The organism is Streptomyces sp. NPDC002867 (assembly GCF_053591895.1).
Genome location: NZ_JBSFUR010000003.1, coordinates 217,322 through 235,135 on the forward strand (window position 1 = coordinate 217,322; position 17,814 = coordinate 235,135).

At 69.8% G+C, this 17,814-nt stretch carries 16 protein-coding genes and 2 pseudogenes; 11 read left to right on the forward strand and 7 right to left on the reverse strand.

Features of this window, described 5'->3' with window-relative positions; genetic code table 11:
• Positions 1-20: 20 nt before the first annotated feature.
• From ACWD0A_RS04080 to ACWD0A_RS04100, 5 genes are all read left to right on the forward strand, one after another.
• Complete coding sequence (locus tag ACWD0A_RS04080) at positions 21-476, forward strand: Lrp/AsnC family transcriptional regulator (protein ID WP_451294403.1); 456 nt, start codon at positions 21-23, stop codon at positions 474-476.
• Positions 477-533: 57 nt separating this feature from the next.
• A complete protein-coding gene (locus ACWD0A_RS04085; protein ID WP_451294405.1) occupies positions 534-1,541 on the forward strand; it encodes a questin oxidase family protein in 1,008 nt (335 codons plus the stop codon).
• Positions 1,542-1,622: 81 nt separating this feature from the next.
• Positions 1,623-3,071: a Yip1 family protein gene (locus ACWD0A_RS04090; protein ID WP_451294407.1), complete on the forward strand. Its 1,449-nt coding sequence runs from the start codon at positions 1,623-1,625 to the stop codon at positions 3,069-3,071.
• A gap of 144 nt (positions 3,072-3,215) precedes the next feature.
• The gene (locus ACWD0A_RS04095) at positions 3,216-4,274 is read left to right on the forward strand and encodes a hypothetical protein (protein WP_451294409.1); all 1,059 of its coding nucleotides are present in this window, start codon (positions 3,216-3,218) and stop codon (positions 4,272-4,274) included.
• A 270-nt stretch (positions 4,275-4,544) separates the two neighbouring features.
• Positions 4,545-4,958 carry a DUF6191 domain-containing protein gene (locus tag ACWD0A_RS04100; protein WP_451294411.1) on the forward strand — a complete coding sequence of 138 codons (414 nt, stop codon included), beginning with the start codon at positions 4,545-4,547 and terminating at the stop codon, positions 4,956-4,958.
• 14 nt (positions 4,959-4,972) lie between these two features.
• On the opposite strand, the pseudogene ACWD0A_RS04105 reads toward ACWD0A_RS04100, so the two are convergent.
• The 3 genes and pseudogenes from ACWD0A_RS04105 to ACWD0A_RS04115 form a co-directional block, all read right to left on the reverse strand.
• A pseudogene (locus tag ACWD0A_RS04105) lies at positions 4,973-5,439 on the reverse strand (SRPBCC family protein).
• Positions 5,440-5,446: 7 nt separating this feature from the next.
• Positions 5,447-7,504 carry a phosphocholine-specific phospholipase C gene (locus tag ACWD0A_RS04110; protein ID WP_451294413.1) on the reverse strand — a complete coding sequence of 686 codons (2,058 nt, stop codon included), beginning with the start codon at positions 7,502-7,504 and terminating at the stop codon, positions 5,447-5,449.
• A gap of 136 nt (positions 7,505-7,640) precedes the next feature.
• A complete protein-coding gene (locus tag ACWD0A_RS04115) occupies positions 7,641-8,165 on the reverse strand; it encodes a ricin-type beta-trefoil lectin domain protein (RefSeq protein WP_451294415.1) in 525 nt (174 codons plus the stop codon).
• Between the two features lie 885 nt (positions 8,166-9,050).
• Between ACWD0A_RS04115 and ACWD0A_RS04120 the strand changes: the two genes are divergently transcribed.
• The 5 genes from ACWD0A_RS04120 to ACWD0A_RS04140 all read left to right on the forward strand — a co-directional run bounded on the left by ACWD0A_RS04120 (position 9,051) and on the right by ACWD0A_RS04140 (position 12,375).
• Positions 9,051-9,758, forward strand: a complete 708-nt coding sequence (locus ACWD0A_RS04120) for an MFS transporter (protein WP_451294417.1) — start codon at positions 9,051-9,053, stop codon at positions 9,756-9,758.
• The gene (locus tag ACWD0A_RS04125; protein ID WP_451294419.1) at positions 9,656-9,961 is read left to right on the forward strand and encodes an asparagine synthase-related protein; all 306 of its coding nucleotides are present in this window, start codon (positions 9,656-9,658) and stop codon (positions 9,959-9,961) included. The genes ACWD0A_RS04120 and ACWD0A_RS04125 overlap by 103 nt, the downstream gene beginning before the upstream one ends.
• A gap of 22 nt (positions 9,962-9,983) precedes the next feature.
• On the forward strand, positions 9,984-10,619 hold the full coding sequence (locus ACWD0A_RS04130) for a hypothetical protein (protein WP_451294421.1): 636 nt from the start codon (positions 9,984-9,986) through the stop codon (positions 10,617-10,619).
• 108 nt (positions 10,620-10,727) lie between these two features.
• Complete coding sequence (locus ACWD0A_RS04135; protein WP_451294423.1) at positions 10,728-11,678, forward strand: AEC family transporter; 951 nt, start codon at positions 10,728-10,730, stop codon at positions 11,676-11,678.
• Between the two features lie 106 nt (positions 11,679-11,784).
• On the forward strand, positions 11,785-12,375 hold the full coding sequence (locus ACWD0A_RS04140; RefSeq protein ID WP_451294425.1) for a TauD/TfdA dioxygenase family protein: 591 nt from the start codon (positions 11,785-11,787) through the stop codon (positions 12,373-12,375).
• Here the strand turns inward: ACWD0A_RS04140 and ACWD0A_RS04145 are convergent.
• Together ACWD0A_RS04145 and ACWD0A_RS04150 are read right to left on the reverse strand one after the other, a co-directional pair.
• On the reverse strand, positions 12,353-12,895 hold the full coding sequence (locus ACWD0A_RS04145) for a hypothetical protein (protein WP_451294426.1): 543 nt from the start codon (positions 12,893-12,895) through the stop codon (positions 12,353-12,355). The genes ACWD0A_RS04140 and ACWD0A_RS04145 overlap by 23 nt on opposite strands.
• A gap of 27 nt (positions 12,896-12,922) precedes the next feature.
• Positions 12,923-13,483 carry a hypothetical protein gene (locus ACWD0A_RS04150; RefSeq protein ID WP_451294428.1) on the reverse strand — a complete coding sequence of 187 codons (561 nt, stop codon included), beginning with the start codon at positions 13,481-13,483 and terminating at the stop codon, positions 12,923-12,925.
• 238 nt (positions 13,484-13,721) lie between these two features.
• Here ACWD0A_RS04150 and ACWD0A_RS04155 point away from each other — a divergent pair.
• Positions 13,722-13,948, forward strand: a pseudogene (locus tag ACWD0A_RS04155) (alkaline phosphatase family protein); the annotation flags it as partial.
• Here the strand turns inward: ACWD0A_RS04155 and ACWD0A_RS04160 are convergent.
• Positions 13,947-15,191, reverse strand: a complete 1,245-nt coding sequence (locus tag ACWD0A_RS04160) for a PP2C family protein-serine/threonine phosphatase (protein WP_451294430.1) — start codon at positions 15,189-15,191, stop codon at positions 13,947-13,949. The pseudogene ACWD0A_RS04155 and the gene ACWD0A_RS04160 sit on opposite strands and share 2 nt — an antisense overlap.
• 128 nt (positions 15,192-15,319) lie before the next feature.
• Positions 15,320-17,443: a SpoIIE family protein phosphatase gene (locus ACWD0A_RS04165; RefSeq protein WP_451294432.1), complete on the reverse strand. Its 2,124-nt coding sequence runs from the start codon at positions 17,441-17,443 to the stop codon at positions 15,320-15,322.
• Positions 17,444-17,814 lie beyond the last annotated feature (371 nt).

Below are 17,814 nucleotides of genomic sequence, written 5' to 3' on the forward strand. Positions count from 1 at the left end.
GTGTGGTGGATAATTGCGCAATGGACGCCATCGATCGTGCAATCTTGCGTGAGCTGCAGCAGGACGGACGGCTCAGCAACCAGGACCTGGCGCAGCGCGTGGGCCTGACGCCCTCGCCCTGCATGCGCCGGGTCCGGCAACTGGAACAGGACGGCGTGATCCAGGGCTACCGCGCGGTGATCGACCCCGAGGCCGTCGGGCGCAGCTTCGAGGTGCTCGTCTCCATCGAGGTACGGCGTGACCGCGAGGCGGTCGAGGCGTTCGAGGGGGCGCTCCAGGACATCCCGGACGTCATCGAGGCGTACCGGTTGTTCGGCAGCCCGGGGTGTCTGCTGCGCATCGCGGTGGCGGACCTGCGGGCGTACGAGCAGCTGTGGATCGAGAAGCTCACAGCTCTGTCCGGTGTCACCGAGGTCAACTCGCAGATCATCATGAAGCGGATCAAGGACCCCGCCGGCCTGCCGGTGGACGGCTGACGCGGGCGGTCCGGCGCCACCGCTGCGACTTCGGTCGTAGGACACCGGCCGCACCGGATGTTCGTTCCCCGGCCCGATACGGCGCAGCACACATCGCACGCATCAGGCCCGGAGCGGCTCGGGCGACTCACCAACCACGCCCCCATGGTGGTCGAGGCGCTGGTGGCGCAGGGGCGGGCCGGAGCCGTGCACCGGTGGCGGGATCGCTACGCGAACAAGCTCGAGGAGTTCCCCACCCCCGTCGCGCGCGTCACGGACGACAACTGGCCGGCCGCCCTGGGCGATCCGCGACGGGCCGCCGACTGGATCGCGTACTTCACCCGCGCCGGTGCCGAACAGCCCTGGCGGAGCGTGCTCGCCACCTGGTGGCCGCGTCTGCTGCCGGGGATGTACGCCGGGTCGACGCATCCGGTGATCCGGGTCGGTCACGCCGTACGCGCCCTCATGGAAGGCGGTGAGAGCGTGCCCCGGCTCACCGAACTCGCCCACGGGCTGGGCTATTGGGCCGCCCGGCACCGCCCGCTCACGGGTGTCGACCTGCTCAGCGCCGCGGCGGACGCACGGAACGCCCTGGACGCGGTGCCCCCGGTCCGCGCCCCCCAGGGCGGCTTCCCCGCCCGGCTCGCCCTCGTCGACCGGCTGCCGGCCTGGTCGGCCGGAGTGACCGACCCGGAGGAAGCCCGGCGGCGGCTCACCGAGCTGGTGCGCGCCGCGACACATCGCTACGCCACCCACGGGCAAGGCGAGGAGACGATGCTGGTCCACGCGGCCACCGCACCCAACGCGGTGCTGCGCGCCCTCCCCGCGCTCCCGAGCGCGCTGTGGGTGCCCAGCCTGCATGCGGCGTGGACCGCCTCCGCGGCGGTGACCGCGATGTACGCCCCGGCGGAACCGGTGCCGTACACGCCCCCGGGGCGCATCACCGCCGAAGAGGTTCTCGAATGGGCCCTCGGACACGGCGACGAGCACGTCATCAAGCTGACCGACACCGCCCTGGACGTCGGCGACGAACAGGCACTGGCCGCCGCGCTGTACGCCGTCGAACTCAGCGAACCCCTCTCCTGAGCCGCCCCGGCGAATGGAGCAGTCCTCTTTGCACGCACTCGGCGCGGACCAGAGCCTGATGCCATGAGGAGCAGACCCAAGGTGGTGGTCGTCGAGCCACCGGACAGCCGTGGGCTACGCGACATCTCGATCGGCGGCACGAAGGTGGGGAGCGCGTGGTCGCTGCGCGATCTGCGGAAAGTCCTCACCCACCATGGTTGTCCGAGGGACATGGATGTGGAGGACCGGGCATCCGTGCACTGGCGCGAGGCGGACAGCGGAACGTGGCCCGACCGCGCGTGGCGGAGGCGCACGACCATGGCGCTGATGACGGCGGGACTGCTCGGATCCATGACGCTGCTCTTCGTTGTCGGAAGCCCCGATGTCGTCGGCGCACTCACTTTCGCGGGAAGAATCACCGGCGTCCTGTTGATCCTCCTGGGCGGCGTGGAGGGCCTGGCGGCACTGGCAGTGCTCGACTACTGGGGAAAGCGCCGGCTGAAATTCTCTGGAGCGGTTGTCCTGATCGGGGCGCTCATCGCACTGGCCATCAACGGTCTCCTGCTTTTCCTCTGGTTCCAGGAAAGGGAGTACACGCGGTATCTGTTCGCGTACCCCCCGCTCTGGTGCTGGTCTTTGTGGGCTCTCTGGGTGCTCATTCATGAAGAAGCGTGGAGAGGAACTCCCCATCCGAAGCGATTTGCGGCCGGGGTGGCTGCCACCACGCTACTGGCTGCAGTCAATCTGTCCTATTCCGCGGTCTATCAGCCGGTCTCCGCCGCCGTGCTTTTCGATCTGGAGGTCAAATTCGGCAAGGCGCGGATCGACGCCGAACTCGACACCATCCACCTCCCCCTGACCCTCCAGGTCAAAAACGCCGGAAAGGTCCCGGCCTACATCATCAGCGACAACTATTCGGTTGTTGGCCTCAGGGCCGACCTCTCCGACGGTGCCGGCGGGCTGAGGGGGTGGGAGAGTGCCATGAAGGCTGAGCACGACGTGGCGCTTTTCACTGGATTGCCCGAGAGGTACACCATAAGCACAGGATTGTTCTACGGGCCGGGTTCGTGGCTCGCGCCAGGCGAGGAGTACACAGAGGAGAAGTTGGTCCAACTGCCCAGATCCGCCAGGTACGACGCGATACAGGCCGACCTCACGGTCGAACTGATGAGAAAGGATCGCGGGAAGGTGGATCTGGAGGAATTCAAGGTGGCGCATCCTTCTTGGGATGCGCGGCAGGGAGCCTTTTATTGCCCCGTCAAGAAGTGCGGCCAGTACGTTGCCTATCGCTCCAGGCTCCGCCACAACAACAATATCATCAATGTCACGCGTCGGCCGGTCTATGTGACCTCGCTCTGGGGTGTCACTCCCTTTGATTCAAGGTCCGCGGCATTCATATCGTCGTCGCCGGATTTCATTCCGGAGTCTTTGGACGAGGCGATCGGTGCCGAAAAGGAAAACAAAAGAGAAAAGGGCAGGTACGGTGTCAGTGCCGTTGATGCGCAAGCGATTGTGTCTTTTGTTGAACTGCTGAATTCCCCGGCTGCCTGAGGTGGCATTGTTGATGCATTGACGAGTGGCCCCTGAGTTGCGAGACGACGTGAGCGGGCGAAGAGTTGATGTGTAACGCCTGTGGATCTCCGGTGACCCTGGGCCGCCTCAACGGCCAGTTCCCCGACCGCACCTGGAACCGTCATGGCCGAAATCCCCCGGCGACACCTCTCCCGCCTTCTCGGCGTGCCCTGTCTGACCGTCGCGCTCGCTTTGCCTGCGGGCTTGGTCGCTGATGCGACGGCGGTCGATGGCGTCGCCCGGGCCATGAAGGCAGCACCGGGCCAACCCACACCCCTGCCACCGGAGCCGCCTGAGCCGCCGCCACCGAAGCCGCCGCCACGGGAGCCGCCGCCACCGGAACCTCCCGAGCCGCCAACCCCTGAGCCGCCTCCACCGGAACCGCCAGAGGCGCCGCCACCGCCTGAGCGCCCACCGGCGAACCCCCCGGAACTGAGGACGGAACTGCAGGCTGCCCTGACGGAACTGACGGCGACCAAGGAGATGAAGGCGAAGCTGAACAAGGCCCTGAGCGAGACGCTGGACGTCATGAGCGACCCCAAGACCACGCCCAGGGAGCGGGCCGCCTACGGGAGCATCGTGAACGGGGTCATCACCACGCTGGATATGGCCGAGCAACCGAACACCACGGCCCGGGAGCGGGCCGTACTCAGGAGCATCGCGGAGGGGCTCACCGAAGCGGTGGAGGCCGTCCCGACCCTGCCGCCGCAGGAGCGGGCGTCCTTCATGAACCTCGTGCGACGGGCCAGTGGCCTGCCGGGGATGCTCCAGGAACCCAGCGCCAGGCCCAAGGATCCGAAGGATCGATTCAAGATCCAGCAGACCGTGAAGGAGATCAGCGACGCGCTGGCGACATCCCGGGACCCCACGGCTACGCCGCAGGAGCGGAGGGCGGCGAACAGACGGCTGGAACAGTGGGCCGGCTCGCTACGGAATCCCGAGTTCCTGGAACTTCTCGACGAGGTCAAGCGTCACAAGGGGCCCGCCGTCTGTGTCGACATGATCAGGAACCGAACGCGTGAGATCGGTTGGAACATCGGCTCCCTCTGGGCCCTGTCCGAGTCGACCTGCGCGACGACGGTAGCCGAGGCCGCCGAGGGCAGCGGCCGGTGGAGCGCCCTGTTCGCGTGCGTGCAACGGCATCCCTTCCGTACGTGCGCGGTTCACGTTCCGGAAGACTGAGCGCGCGCCCCGAAGCCGGCCTGCTCCCAGGCACTCCTCCATGCGGTGGATCTCCCTCGGAGGGCGCCTCCGCCGCATGGGGGAATGGGATCATGCGCCGGCCTGATCCCCGCGCGCTGCGGATCCAGAACAGTGAGCCCATGCCAACCAGCAAGATGAGCCGTGGCCGGCGTTCCGGGTTCTCCCAGTCCGCACGTCCCATGAGCACGGCGCCGACCCTTCCGCCGTTTCCCGGCAGTCGACCGTGGCGAGCACGATGAGGGGCCATCTGTGACGATTTTGCTCATGTCGTTCCCGGCGTTCGCGTCTCTGCTGGTCTTGTTCGCCCTGGTGGAGAGCGCGTGGCGATGGTCCACCGGGCTGGGTTTGATGCCGTGGCTACGCAGGCGCACGGGGCGGTCGTTGTCGAACATCGCCTTCGATGAATTCACGGCGGTCGTGAACGGAAACAAGACGGTGGAGCTGGAGCAGCGGAGGGTGGAACTGCTGCGGCGGGACGACGAGAGCGACGGTGCGCCGCCCCGCTCCAGCATTGACCTCACCAAGGGCACGGCGTTCATCGTGTTGCCACAGGCAGCGGATGGCTCGTGCGCTCACGGGCGCGCCCGTGAGGGCCGGCTGATTGTTGCGCCGGCCCGGACGGGGGGATCCGCAGGTTCCGACCACGCACGGCAGGCTCGCTGACCCATCGGACACGCCTAGTCCGTCTCGACCAGCCTCGCGAGGTTGTCCAGGGCCATGCAGGTGCCGGTCTCGTTGTCGGCGGGCGGCACGCTGTCGGGGATTCCCTCGTGCACGATGAGGACATCGGTGCCGCCGTCCGCGTCGGTGAGCGTCGTCGTCATCGTCATCTCGCCGCGCAGCGATCGGCCGTCTCGAACTCGAACACCTCGACGACCAGCTCGTCGGGCACCAGCCGCGCGAAGCGTCCGTGGTACGTGTCCGTACGGGCGCCCGACTTGCCCGCGCCGCCCGGTCCCTCGTACGTGAGAGAGATGCGGAACGCGTCGCCCTCGCGGGCGTCGAACTCGTGCACCTGGCTGCTCATGCCGGAGGGCACCCGCCAGGTGGCGAGTGCCTCCGCATCGACAAGCGCCCGGTAGACGACGGACCGCGGCGCCCTGATGTGCCGGGAGACCTGCGTCGCATACGCGCCCGGCAGCATACGGCTCTCAGGTGGTCCGGATCGCCGGGTCGCTCACCCCCGGCGCGCCGGTCTCCACGTGACCGGCGAAGCGGCGCAGGAACACGCTGTTCGTGTCGCAGACCACCGACACGTCGTACCAGCGCCCGGTGCCGCTCAGGTCCACCGTGTGCGTCACCGTGGCCCCGGCGGGCAGGGCGAGGATCCGGGGCGCGCCGCCGTAGGCGTTGGTGACGGTGAGGCTCGCGGCCGTGGCGCCCGGGTTGGTCAGGGTCAGGTCGAGGTTTCCCGTGGTGGCGTCGTGACGGGCCCTCGCTTCGACGGTCACGGTCTTCCCCGGGCTCCTGAAGGTGCGCAGGAAGCCGTTCGGCCCGTGCACGGTGAGGTGGTGCGTGCCCTTGGAGTAGGCGGAGTTCCAGGTGTCGGTGACGGTCTTGCCCGCCTCCGCCGTGTACGTCCACGGGGCGTCGGTACGGTTCGGAGACGTCACGTAGAACTGCGCTCCGGCCGCCGCGCCCGGACCGAAGGTGAGGGCGATGCGGCCGTCCGCCGTGTTGACGGCGCTGTCGACGTACGGCGCGTAGGGCAGCGGCCGGGTGGGGCGCGCCCCGGGCTCCTGCGCCGGCATGCTGCCGACGGCGGGCGGGGTGGGCCGGTAGTCGGGGTGGCGCTCGCGGTCCGGCGGCTCGTAGGCCGAGGTGTCGGGCAGCGTCACCGGAGTGGTGTCGGTGGCGCCGAAGTCGAAGGCCGAGGTGAGGTCGCCGCAGATCGCGCGGCGCCAGGGGGAGATGTTGGGTTCGGTCACACCGAAGCGGCGCTCCATGAAGCGGATGATCGAGGTGTGGTCGAAGACCTCGGAGCACACGTAGCCGCCGGTGCTCCATGGGGAGACGACGAGCATCGGCACACGCGGGCCCAGGCCGTAGTGGCCCGCGGCGTACGACGTGCCGCCCGCGTAGAACTCGGTGGAGGTGTCCGCGGTGGACCTGCCCTGCGCGGCCGACGCCGGCGGGTACGGGGGCACGATGTGGTCGAAGAAGCCGTCGTTCTCGTCGTAGGTGATGAACAGGGCCGTCCTGCTCCACACCGCCGGGTTGGCCGTCAGTGCGTCGAGGACGCGCGCGATGTACCAGGCACCGTAGTTCGAGGGGAAGTTGGAGTGCTCGGTGAACGCCTCGGGGGCGGCGATCCAGGAGATCTCGGGGAGCGTGCCGGCCTGTACGTCGGCCTTGAGGTCGTCGACGTACCCGTCGCCGTTCTTGACGTCGGTGCCGGTGCGTGCCTTGTCGTACAGCGGATTGCCCGGCTGGGCGTTGCGGTACTGGTTGAAGTAGAGGAGGGAGTTGTCGCCGTAGTTGCCGCGGTAGGCGTCGCTGATCCAGCCCCAGTGGCCGGCGGCGTCCAGGCCGTCGCCCGCGTCCTGGTAGATCTTCCACGAGATCCCCGCCTGCTCCAGCCGCTCGGGATACGTCCTCCAGCCGTACCCCGCCTCCTCGTTGCCGAGGACAGGCCCGCCGCCCGCGCCGTCGTTTCCGGTGTAACCCGTCCACATGTAGTAGCGGTTGGGGTCCGTGGCCCCGATGAACGAGCAGTGGTACGCGTCGCAGACGGTGAACCTGTCGGCGAGGGCGTAGTGGAAGGGGATGTCGTCCCGGTCGAGGTACGCCATCGTCGTCGGCGTCTTGGCGGGCACCCACTGGTCGTACTTGCCGTTGTTGAACGCCTTGTGGCCGCCCGCCCAGTCGTGGTTGAGGCCCTGGAGGAATTGCATCCCGAGATCGTCGGCCGTCGGGTGGAAGGGGAGCGTCACCTTCTTGCCGTCCGACTGGTGCCAGACCGGCTTGCCGCTGGGCAGCGTCACGGGGCGCGGGTCGCCGAAGCCCCGTACGCCCTTCAGCGCGCCGAAGTAGTGGTCGAACGAACGGTTCTCCTGCATCAGCACCACGATGTGCTCGACGTCCTGGATGGTGCCGGTGCTGCGGGCTGCGGGGATGGCCGCGGCGCGGTCGATGCTGCTCGACAGCGCCGCGAAGCCCGCTGTCGCGCCCGCGATCTGCAGAAAGCGGCGCCGGTTGATGTCAGGCATGGGCGAGGCCTCTTGGGGGGTAGGGGAACAGGAGCGACCGGAATCCTCCAAGAGGGCCGAGGGGAAGGGAAGGGGCCCGGGCTGCTGTTCCGGTGAACTGTGGCTGTACGGGGTCTTGACGCGGTGTGCCGGGCGGTCAGCCCGGTGTGTTCCAGTTCTGGTTGGCGCCGCCGGTGCACGGATAGGGGATCAGCCGCGTACCGTTCGCGCTGCTCCCGCCAATGGCGTCCAGGCACCTGCCCTGATGGACCACGGTGTTGCCGCTGCGTGTCCACTGCTGCGCGGCCGAGCCGTCGCAGGTCCTCAGCTGTACGCCGCTGCTGCTCGCCGTCATGCACGTGTACAGGGCGCGTACGGTGCCGTTGTGGGCGAGCACCCAGTTCTGGTGGTTGGCGCCGTTGCAGGTCCACAGCTGGACCGGCGTGCCGTCCGCGCCGCTCCCGCCGTCGATGTCGGCACACTTGCCGCCGATCCCGGTGATCGCACCGGACGCGGAGTTGCCGATGGCGTCCTCCTGCACGCTGCCGCCCGGCACCTTGGTGACCTTCGCGTAGGCGCTGCAGGTTCTGCTCGTCGAGGTGCCGCCGACCGAGGCCGTGACGGCGGTGCCGGACGCCGAAGTGCCCCCGCGGACCCGGCTCTGGCGGCGGCCGCGTCCCACAGGGAGAACAGGAACATGCCGGTGCCCGTCCGCCGGCGTTGCTGTCCGGTGTATCCGCCGACACCGTTGGTGAACCCGAACTGGTGGGCCCAGAAGACGTTTCCGCGGCCGGGGTCGGCCTCGACCGTCGTGCCGAAGGTGACGTCCGAGAGCGCGCCGGTGCCGGAGGGGAAGCCGTAGTCGGTGTAGGTGCCGCGCGTCTCGCCGCCCGCGGCGGCGGCAGGAGCGGCGAGCCCCGCAGGCGCCGCGACGGCCACGGCCGCGGCGACGCACAGGGATCTGATGCGGTGCACGAGTGCCTCCAGGAGAGGAGCTGTGGGGGAGGGTGGGGCACGTACACACCACAGAATGGGAGCGGCGGCTCGGTGAGGGCATGGACTTACGGGCAGGCCGGTTGGACTCTTGTGGGCCTGCCCCTGGGCGGCGGGGGCCGACGGCAATGGCGAGCAGCGGTCGGCGCGTTTCCGTGACCGTACTCGCCGGTAAATGGGCTATCAGCGACAATCTCCATCAATGTCTTCTGGGAATTTGCTTCCGGCTGAATAGCTATTCACTGTGACGGGCATCACAGCGGGCTTTCCCGGACACGGCCGTGCGCACCCCGTTTCGATAGACCCCGTGGGGCCGACGATCTTGGCCCCGGATTACGGGTGAATTCCCGAATCTTGTCGTTGGCAATGGTGCTGAACGAGAGGTGGGGGCGTGTCAGGGACCTGACGTGCACAAAATCAGGGGGCCGGTGTCACCACCGGAGCCCCGGTCGGACGTCCGGTTGTCGGGGGCGCGGTACGGCAGGACCATGCTGAGCCGCTTCCTTCCGGCGCGCGGACCGGCGCGCACCCTCACCGGCATCACGCTGGTGCACACCATGGGGCAGGCCTGTGGATGGCGCTCAACGCCATCTACGCCACCACCGTCCTCCACCTGACGCCCGGCCAGTTCGGCATCGGGGTCGGCGTCGCCGCCGCAGTCGCCCTCGCGGTGAGCACCCCGACCGGCCACCTGGCCGACCGGATCGGCCCGCGGGCCGTGCAGATCTGGTCCTTCGTCGCCCTCGGGCCCCTCACCGCCGCGCTCGTCGCCGTGCAGGGCTTCGGCACGTACGTCGTCGTGGTGTTGGCGGTCGCCTACAGCGCCAGCCGCAGTGCGCGGATGGCCATGGTCGTCGGCCTGATCCCGCCCGAGGACCGGGTCGTTGTCCGGGCCCACCTCCGGGCCACCAGCAACATCAGCGTCTCCGTCGGCGCCGCCCTCGCCGGCATGCTGCTCGCCTTCGACTCGGTCTCAGCCTACAAGGCCGCCGTGGTCTTCAACGCCTCCACGTACCTGATCACCGGCCTGCTCTCGCTGCTCCTCCCTGCCGTCGAGCCGCAGCCCGTCCGCCCGTGGCCGGCGCTGATCGTGCTGCGGGACCGGCCTTACCTGACCTTCGTCGTGCTGGACGGGCTGCTGTCCATGCACAACCTGCTGCTCGACGTCGTCCTGCCGCTGTGGATCCTGCACCACACGAACGCGCCGCGCTGGATGATCGCCGCCATCCTGCTCACTTGGAGCGGCCCAAACAGCCGTTCACGCTGCCGATCGTGGCGATGATCAAACCGGGCGAGGCACTGTACGACATGTTCGGCGACATCCTCCTCGGCCCCGGTGCCCGCTGCCGCGACTACTTCCGGCAGGACACCGTCCGCGACCTGTTCCGTCTGCAGACCGAGAGCCCCGGGGCACACGCCGCCGAGCCCCTCTGGTCGCTGCTGATGCTGGAGACCTGGCTCTCCGCACGCAACCTCACACCCTGAACGCCCTAGGAGAGATCCCGCAATGACCCAGTCACCCGAGAGCCGGCCCGCCATCACCTCGATCCTGGCCCATGTGACCAAGGACGACATCCGCCGGGACCCGTTCCCGCCCATCGTCATCCGCGACGCGCTGCCGCAGAAGCTCTACGACGCGCTGGCGAAGTCCATGCCGACCGCGGAGTACATAGGCGAGCGGATCGGCAAGCCGATCAACTCGAACGAGAGGTACAACTACATGTCCGAAATGGTCCTCGGAGACCCGACGATGGCACAGGTCTGGAAGGACTTCGTCACCCACCACTCCTCGCCCGCCTTCTACGAGGAGTTCCTCGACCTCTTCCAGGAGGACCTCCTCGCCAACCTGCCCACGGCCGAGGAGAAGACCGGCCCCCTGCGCGACCTGCGTGTCGGCCGCCGCAACCGGGACAGCTTCGAGACCCACCACATCCTGATGGACTGCACGGCCGTCATCAACTCGGCCGTCACCGGCAAGCCGTCGGCCTACCGGGGCCCGCACGTCGACAAGCCGTACAAGCTCTTCGGCGGCCTGTTCTACATGCGCCTGACCGAGGACGACGCCACCGGCGGCGACCTCGTGCTGTACAAGTACCGGACCGAGACGCACAAGTTCTACACCAGCGCCTCCGAGTACGGCTGATTGAGGGCCGCAGCGACGTGGAAGTGCCGAATGCGTGGGCCCAGTAGCCGACCGGCGCGGTAGAGGAACAGGCCCCTTCACGGGAGCCGCAAGAGCAAGGGCGCGTGCATGGGAGCGGTAGAGGCTCTGCAGAAACTGGCACCGGTGGTGCTGGCCTTCGGGTGCGGGGTCCTCCTCGCGAGACGGAAGGTGGTGCCGGCCGAGAGCTCCAAGGTCTTCGCCGACTACGCCTTCCTCTTCGCGGTCCCGTGCTTCCTGTTCGGCAACATCTACCGGAGCGACCTGGGCGCCCTGTTCGACTGGCGGGCGATCACCGGCTACGCGGCGGCGGCGGGCGTCGCGGTCGTGCTGACGGGCGCCCTGGCCCGGATGTCCGGCGTACGCGACCCCCGCGGTGTGGCCCTGCGCATCATGGCGGCCGTCCAGGTGAACACGGCCTACTTCGCCGTGCCGGTGTTCATCATGCTGTTCGGGAACGCGGCGCCGATCTTCCCGGTGCTGCTGTTCCAGGTCTGCGTCCTTTCCCTGATCATCATCTCGATCATGGAACTGGGCCGTCGGGACCGCACCGGAGGCCCCGGCAGACGACTCGGCGCCGCCGTCGTCGCCTCCCTGGTGACCCCGGTCGTGATCGCCTGCAACGCGGGCATCGTGCTCAACCTGCTGCCGGTGCGGCTGCCCCAGGTGGTCCTCGACAGCTTCGCGTTCGTGGGGGACAGCGCCTCGCCGGTGGCGCTGTTCGCCCTCGGGCTGCACCTCGGCGGGACGGGGCTGAAAATCCGCGGCACCACCGTGGAGGAGATGTGGCTCATCGCCTTCAAGTGCGTGGTCTTTCCGCTGCTGGCCTTCGCCGTGTGCCGCTACGGCTTCGGGGTCCGGGGCGACTGGCTGAACTACCTCGTCCTGATCGCCGCGATGCCCGCCCCGCAGAACCTGTTCATCTTCGCCCAGCGCTACGACGTGAGCGTCGACATGTCCGCCGCCCTCGTCGTCAAGAGCTCGGTCGTCGCGCTCCTCCTGCTCCCGCTGTGGATGCAGTGGGTGGCGCACGCCGGCTGACCCAGGTCCGAGACCGGCCGTTCGTGGTGAACCGACCGTGAACCGTCCGTTGTTGTGAACCGTTCGTGTGACACCTCGTGTGAAACCGCTCGTGAAAGGCAGAACCGTGACCCAGACCGCGCAGCCCACCCGAATCACCGTCCAGCAGGTGGCAGGCCGCATCGGAGCCGAGATCTCCGGCGTCGACCTGCGCGAGGAACTCGACGACGTCACGGTGGCCGAGATCCGCCAGGCCGTCCTCACGCACCGCGTCGTCTTCTTCCGCGGCCAGGACATCGACCATGCCCAGCACATAGCCTTCGGCCGCCGCTTCGGCTCCCTCACCCGCCGTCCGGGCAGGAAGCACGGCGTCCACTCCGAGGGCCACCCGGAGATCCTCACCGTCGACCCGAAGGCCGACACCGAGCGCTACGGCGCCGACTTCGAGGAGCACTACCGCCGCAAGTGGGTGTCCCCGCTCGCCGGGTGGCACAGCGACCTCACCGAGGCCGTCAACCCGCCCGGCCGGCGAAGGGACCGACCGGCTTCGTCTCCGAGCTCGTCGCGGGGGAGCCGATGCGCGCCTGGTAGGACCCGCCTCGCCAGGCCCCGACCACGAAGGAGGCTCCGGCCGGAGGACCGGCCGGAGCCTTCGGATCTCGCCGGACGACGAGATCCGCCTGCCCGCACCCCTGTCAGGTGGCGAGCAGCCGGTTGAAGAACGAGCGGTACTCGCGCAGCGCCACGCGCAGGCTCTCGGTGTCGGCCTGCTCGCCGCGGTTCCACTGCTGCTCGAGGCCCTCCCTGCGTTCCGCGAAGGTCGCGGCCAGCGTCTGCATGACGTCCGCGACCAGCGAGTCCGCCGAGTGCACGGCCTCCCGTGGGTCGTCGACGAAATCGTTCTGGATCGCCTGCCAGCGGGTACGGAAACTCTCCTTGTCGTCGGGTGCCAGCAGTTCGTCGGCCGCCGTGTCGCCCGCCTCCGCCGCGGAGGTCTTCTCCGTGTCGTCCTCGGCCCCGGCGGGTGCGCCCGCCTCCGCCGCGGTATCCGTGTCCGCGGTGCCGGAGGCTTCGGCGGCGCGGGTGTCGTTCTCGCCGATGCCGCCGGTCTCCTCGCCGGGGAAGACGGGCGGCGGCCCGGCGTCCTGTCCCTCGCCCGCCGCGCCGCCGGCGCCCCGGGCGATGTCGTCGGTCGTCAGCCCGCTCCCGGCGGGCTGTGTCGTGTCGTTGTCCCGCATGATCTCTCCCGCGCGACTGTGTACGGATCAGGCACGGGAGGGCCCGGCCTGATGTCCGTCGGAGAGCAGCTCGTCGAACAGGGCCCGGTAGTGCACCATGGCCCCCCGCAGCTGCTCGGTGGTGGCACGCTGCGCCGTGCTCAGCGTGTTGATCTCATGGGCGGCCCGGTAGTGCTCCAGCGTGCGGCCGTGCTCGACGGAGAGGTCTCGCATCTGCTGTTCGTACCCCTCCGTGGGGTAGCCGCGCTCGTGCATCAAAGAGGTCACGAGCCGGTCGGCGTCGTGCACGGCGTCCACCGGCCGGTCCACGAACTCCTGCTGCACGTCGACCCATTCCCGGGCGTAGCGGTCCCTGGCGCTGTCGGGCAGGGGCTGGATCTCGAGCGACGCGTGGCGCTTCTCGCGGGTGCTGAGTTCGTGCTCGGCGGCCCGCCGGCTCCCGGCGTCCTCGACGGTGCGGTCGTACTCGGGGCCGAAGCGCTCACGCAGACGACGGCGTCGCCGCATGGTCATCGCCACGGCCAGGGCGATCAGGGCGACCACAACCACGACAGGAATGATGATCGCCAGAAGTGTGCCTGTTGACATCGGGCCGGACCCCCTTGTCCGTATCGGGTACCTCTCTGTTGAGCGCTGGTGCCCACGGGCACCCGGCCGAAACAGGTCCCGGCCCGGTCAGTGGACGGTGTCCGCCTGGTCGGGGATCACGGACCCGTCGGCGTCGACGAAGGGCCCCCGGCACCGGTGTCCGTCGTGTACGCGGTGGTGGAGCAGGGGTAAGGGAGAGGTCATCGGCGGCCTGGGCGCGCGCAACCCCTTCAACATGCTGCTGCAGGCCCTCGACGCCGATGCAGACGTGTTCGACTCCACCGTCCTGTTCGTCAATGACGACGAGAACGACGGCTTCTCCGGCCATGTGCCCCGCCCCTCCCGCCCAGGGGAACGGCCGACGAGCTGCTCATTGACGGCAAACCCGTCGAGCTGGGCTTCCGGGTCCCGATGATCGTGGTGTCCCCGTGGAGCCGCGGAGGCTGGGTGAACTCCGAGGACTTCACAGCTGGATGATGACCAGGGCGGTGTCGTCGGGGCCGCCGCCGGCCAGGCCGAGGCGGGCCAGCAGGGTGTCGGCCATGTGTTCCGGGGGGAGGTGGCAGATGTGGCTGAGGGTGTCGGTCAGCCGGGCCAGGCCGGCGTAGATGTCTTCCCCACGACGTTCGATCAGGCCGTCGGTGTAGAGGACCAGGCTGTCGCCGGGGGTATAGGCGGCGGTGGCCTGGGGGCGGGGGACGTGCAGAGGGCGAACCCCCAGGGGCGGGTCGGTGGCCCGGTCCAGGAGCTCGCACGTGCCGTCGGTGTGCACCAGGACCGGGGGAGGGTGGCCGGCGTTGCTGTAGATGATCAGGCAGCTCGTGGGGTCGACCAGTGCTTCGACGGCGGTGGTGTTCAGCGCGCCGTCGACCGAGCGGGCGTACAGCCCGAGTACCTCCAGCGCCTGGGCGGGCCGCTCCAGGGCGCGAATGGCGGCGTTCAGTGCGCTGCGAAGCATTCCCATGACGGCAGCGGCTTCCAGGCCGTGGCCGACGACGTCGCCGACCGCGACCGAGAAGCGGCCGTCGGTCAGGTCGGCAAGGTCGTACCAGTCGCCGCACACGTTCAGTGATCCTGCCGCGGGCAGATAGCGGACGGCGACGTTCTCGTGCCGGGCCAGATCCGGGGACTGGAGCATGGCCTCCTGCAGCGTGACGGCCACCTGCCGCTCGCGGGCGTGGGCCTGCCGCAGCTCCTCGTTCAGCCGCTGCAGCTCCCGGGCCCGCGCGTACAGCTCGGCCTCCAGGGCTTCCCGCTCGGTGAGCTTCCCGTCCAGCGGCCGGGCGCCGGTGCCGCGGGCCTGGACGAACGCGGTCACGTCCTCCACCCGGTGAATGATCCACACCACCGTGTCGTCCGGTCCGAGGATGGGGGTGTTGATCGGGGACCACCACCGCTCCTCGAACGCTCCCGGCCGGCCCATGATGGGGATGTCGTACTTCTGCAGCGCCATCGTGTCGGGTTCCCCGGTGGTCAGGACCCGGTGCAGCGAGGCACTGAGGTTCCGCACCCCGTCGGCGTCGGGGTCGGAAGGGTTGTCGGGGAAGGCGTCGAAGATGTACTTCCCGACCAGGTCTTCCCTGGTCCGTCTCGTCGCGTCGAGGTACGCCTGGTTGACCTCCACGATCACCAGGTCCCGGCCCAGTACCAAATACGGGCTCGGCGTCGCGGCGAACAACGCCGCGTAATCGATCCCCGCGACGGCCACTGCCTGTTCCTCACCCTTCCGTCCGGCCTGCCCGACGTCCCTGCCTTCTCACGCTACGGTCCGCCCCACCAACCCGCCCGCCACGACAGCGCCGGTCACTCCATTGCCGACTCGCTCGGCCTCGGCGGTCAGGTCCCCGCGGTCGCCGCCTGCAGGACGAGGAGCGCGATGTCGTCCGTGCGCTGCCGGGTGGGGCCTGCCGGCCCGATCAGGCTGTCGATCAGCAGGTCCAGGTCGTGGTCGTCGGCGTCGGCGAGACGGTGCGCGAGTTCGGCAATGGAGTCGTCGAGGTCGGCTCCTGGTGTCTCGACCAGCCCGTCGGTGTAGAGGGCGAGCAGCAGTCCCGGGACGAGCGGGATCTCGGTGACGGGGTAGCTCGCGCCGGCGTCGATGCCCAGGAGCGGGCCGGGCGTGACGTCGACCGGAGCCGTGCGGCGGTCGGGGAGGCGGAGCAGCGGCGGCGGATGTCCCGCGCTGGCGAGCCGTGCCCGCCGCCGGGCGAAGTCGAGGTGGACGTAGAGACAGCTCGTGAACAGGCCGGGGTCGAGATCGGCGAGCAGCTGGTTGGTACGGGACAGGACGTCGTCGGGCGAGGCGCCGACGTGCGCGTGGGCGTGGACGCCGGTGCGCACCTGTCCCATCAGAGCGGCGGCGGCGACGTTGTGGCCCTGGACGTCGCCGATGACGGCCGCGGCGGCGGCGTCGCCGAGCCGGATCACGTCGTAGAAGTCGCCGCCGATGTCCATGCCGCGGGTGGCGGGCAGATAGCGGGCCGCGACGTTCAGGCCGGCGACGCGGGGCAGGGTGTGCGGCAGCAGCGCCTGCTGGAGGCCGTGGGCGAGCTGGTGCTTGGTGTCGTACAGGTGGGCCCGGTCCAGGGCCTGGGCGATGAGTCCGGCGAGCGAGTTCATGACGGCGCGTTCCTCGGCCGAGAACGTGCGGGGCCGCTCGTAGGACAGGACGCAGCAGCCGACGGGGCGACCGGAGATGATCAGCGGCAGGAAGGCCCATGCCTGCTTGCCGCTGACCAGCGGAGCCCCGGGATAGATCCGCTGCATCTCCTGCGGGTTCGCGAAGAACGACGGAATGCCGCTGCTGAGCGCCTGCCCGGCCGGAGTGAAGCTGGTGTCGAGCGGCAGTCCGTCGAGGCGTTCGATGACATGGCCGGGATAGCCGCGGTGCCCGGAGATGCGCAGCCGGCCGGCCTCGGCGGTGGACAGCACCAGACCCTGGGCTCCGAAGGCGGGCATGATCTGGTCGGCGACGAGGTCGACGACGTCTTGGACGCCGACGACCTCGGTCAGGGCGGCGGCCAGGTGCATGAGCTGGTAGAGCTGCCCCGCGCGGGCCGGCGGCGCGGCGGGCGGCGAACGCCGGGGCGCGGGGGAGGCCGGGGGTGCCGAGCCGGTGGGGACGATACGGAGGCTGATGCCGCTGGCATCCGGGTAGAGGTGGAAGTCCAGCCACCGGTCCGGCGGACGGCAGGCGGTGAAGGACACGGGTTCGCGGCTGATCAGCGCGGCCCGGTAGCGGTCCTCGTACGTGGGGTCGTCGAGCCACGGCAGCGACTGCCACGGCAGCGTCCCCAGCAGGTGGGCCGCGTCGCGCCCCAGGAGCTCGGCGCCCCCGGTACTGAGAAAGGTGATGCGCCCTTCCAGGTCCAGTGCGCAGGAGCCGCCGGGCAGGCGCTCGGCGAAGTCGGCGGCGGCCAGGGCGGGGCCCGCGGTCCGGCGGCCGGTTTCCACGGGCAGGACACGGGGCTGTTCGCCCGGGGCCGGTGCCTGCCCCGACGCGGCGGTCTCCTCCAGCAGCCGGGCCACTCTCCGGCAGCTGGCGGCGATGTTGCCCTGCTCCCGTGGGGTCATGTGGGGCGGGCGCCCGGCCGGCCATATCAGCAGCAGCGTCCCCCAGGGCCGTACACCGGTGACCGGCGAGGCGGCGAGCGCGCAGGGGTAGGGCAGCGCCATCGCCGTACGCGGATAGGACCGGACCATTTCCTCCTGGTTGCCCACCCAGACCAGACGGTCCTTGCGGAGGGCGTCGGCCACCGGGGCCGGCGACGCCACCGGCACTCTCGCCCACGGGGCGGCGAGCTCGCTCGGCGCCCCGCACAGCACCTCCAGACGCAGCACGTCCTCGTCGGGTGCGCGCAGGTACAGTGCGCCAATGGTGGCACCGGTTCTGCGCACCGTCTCCGCGACCGCCGCTCCCACGGGGTCGGGGCCGGTGGCCGGACCACCCGTGCTGGTCACGAGGCACCTCCGGCGTCACAGGGCGCTGTGGACCGTACCGGCGCGCTCACCCGCCCAGGAGTGTGACGCACCCACCCCGCGGTAGCGGCCCCGTATCACTGGGGACGTTACGCCGCCCCGGACACGACGGCACGCCGTCCTGCGCCCGCCCCGGCGAACGCCCCCGCCGGGCCGGGGCCGGTGCGACGACACGGTGCACCCGCACGCCCTCGTTCGCCCGTTCCGGTCGTGCAGGAGGACGCCTTGCACCCGCCCGAAGGCCGCTCCCGCTGCTGCATGCCGTCGAGCGGCCGGGCGGCGCCCCCCGCGGGTCGTCCCGCACGGCGTGCGAGGTCGACGGCTCCGGCGGCCACACGGGCTTCCGGTGCGTC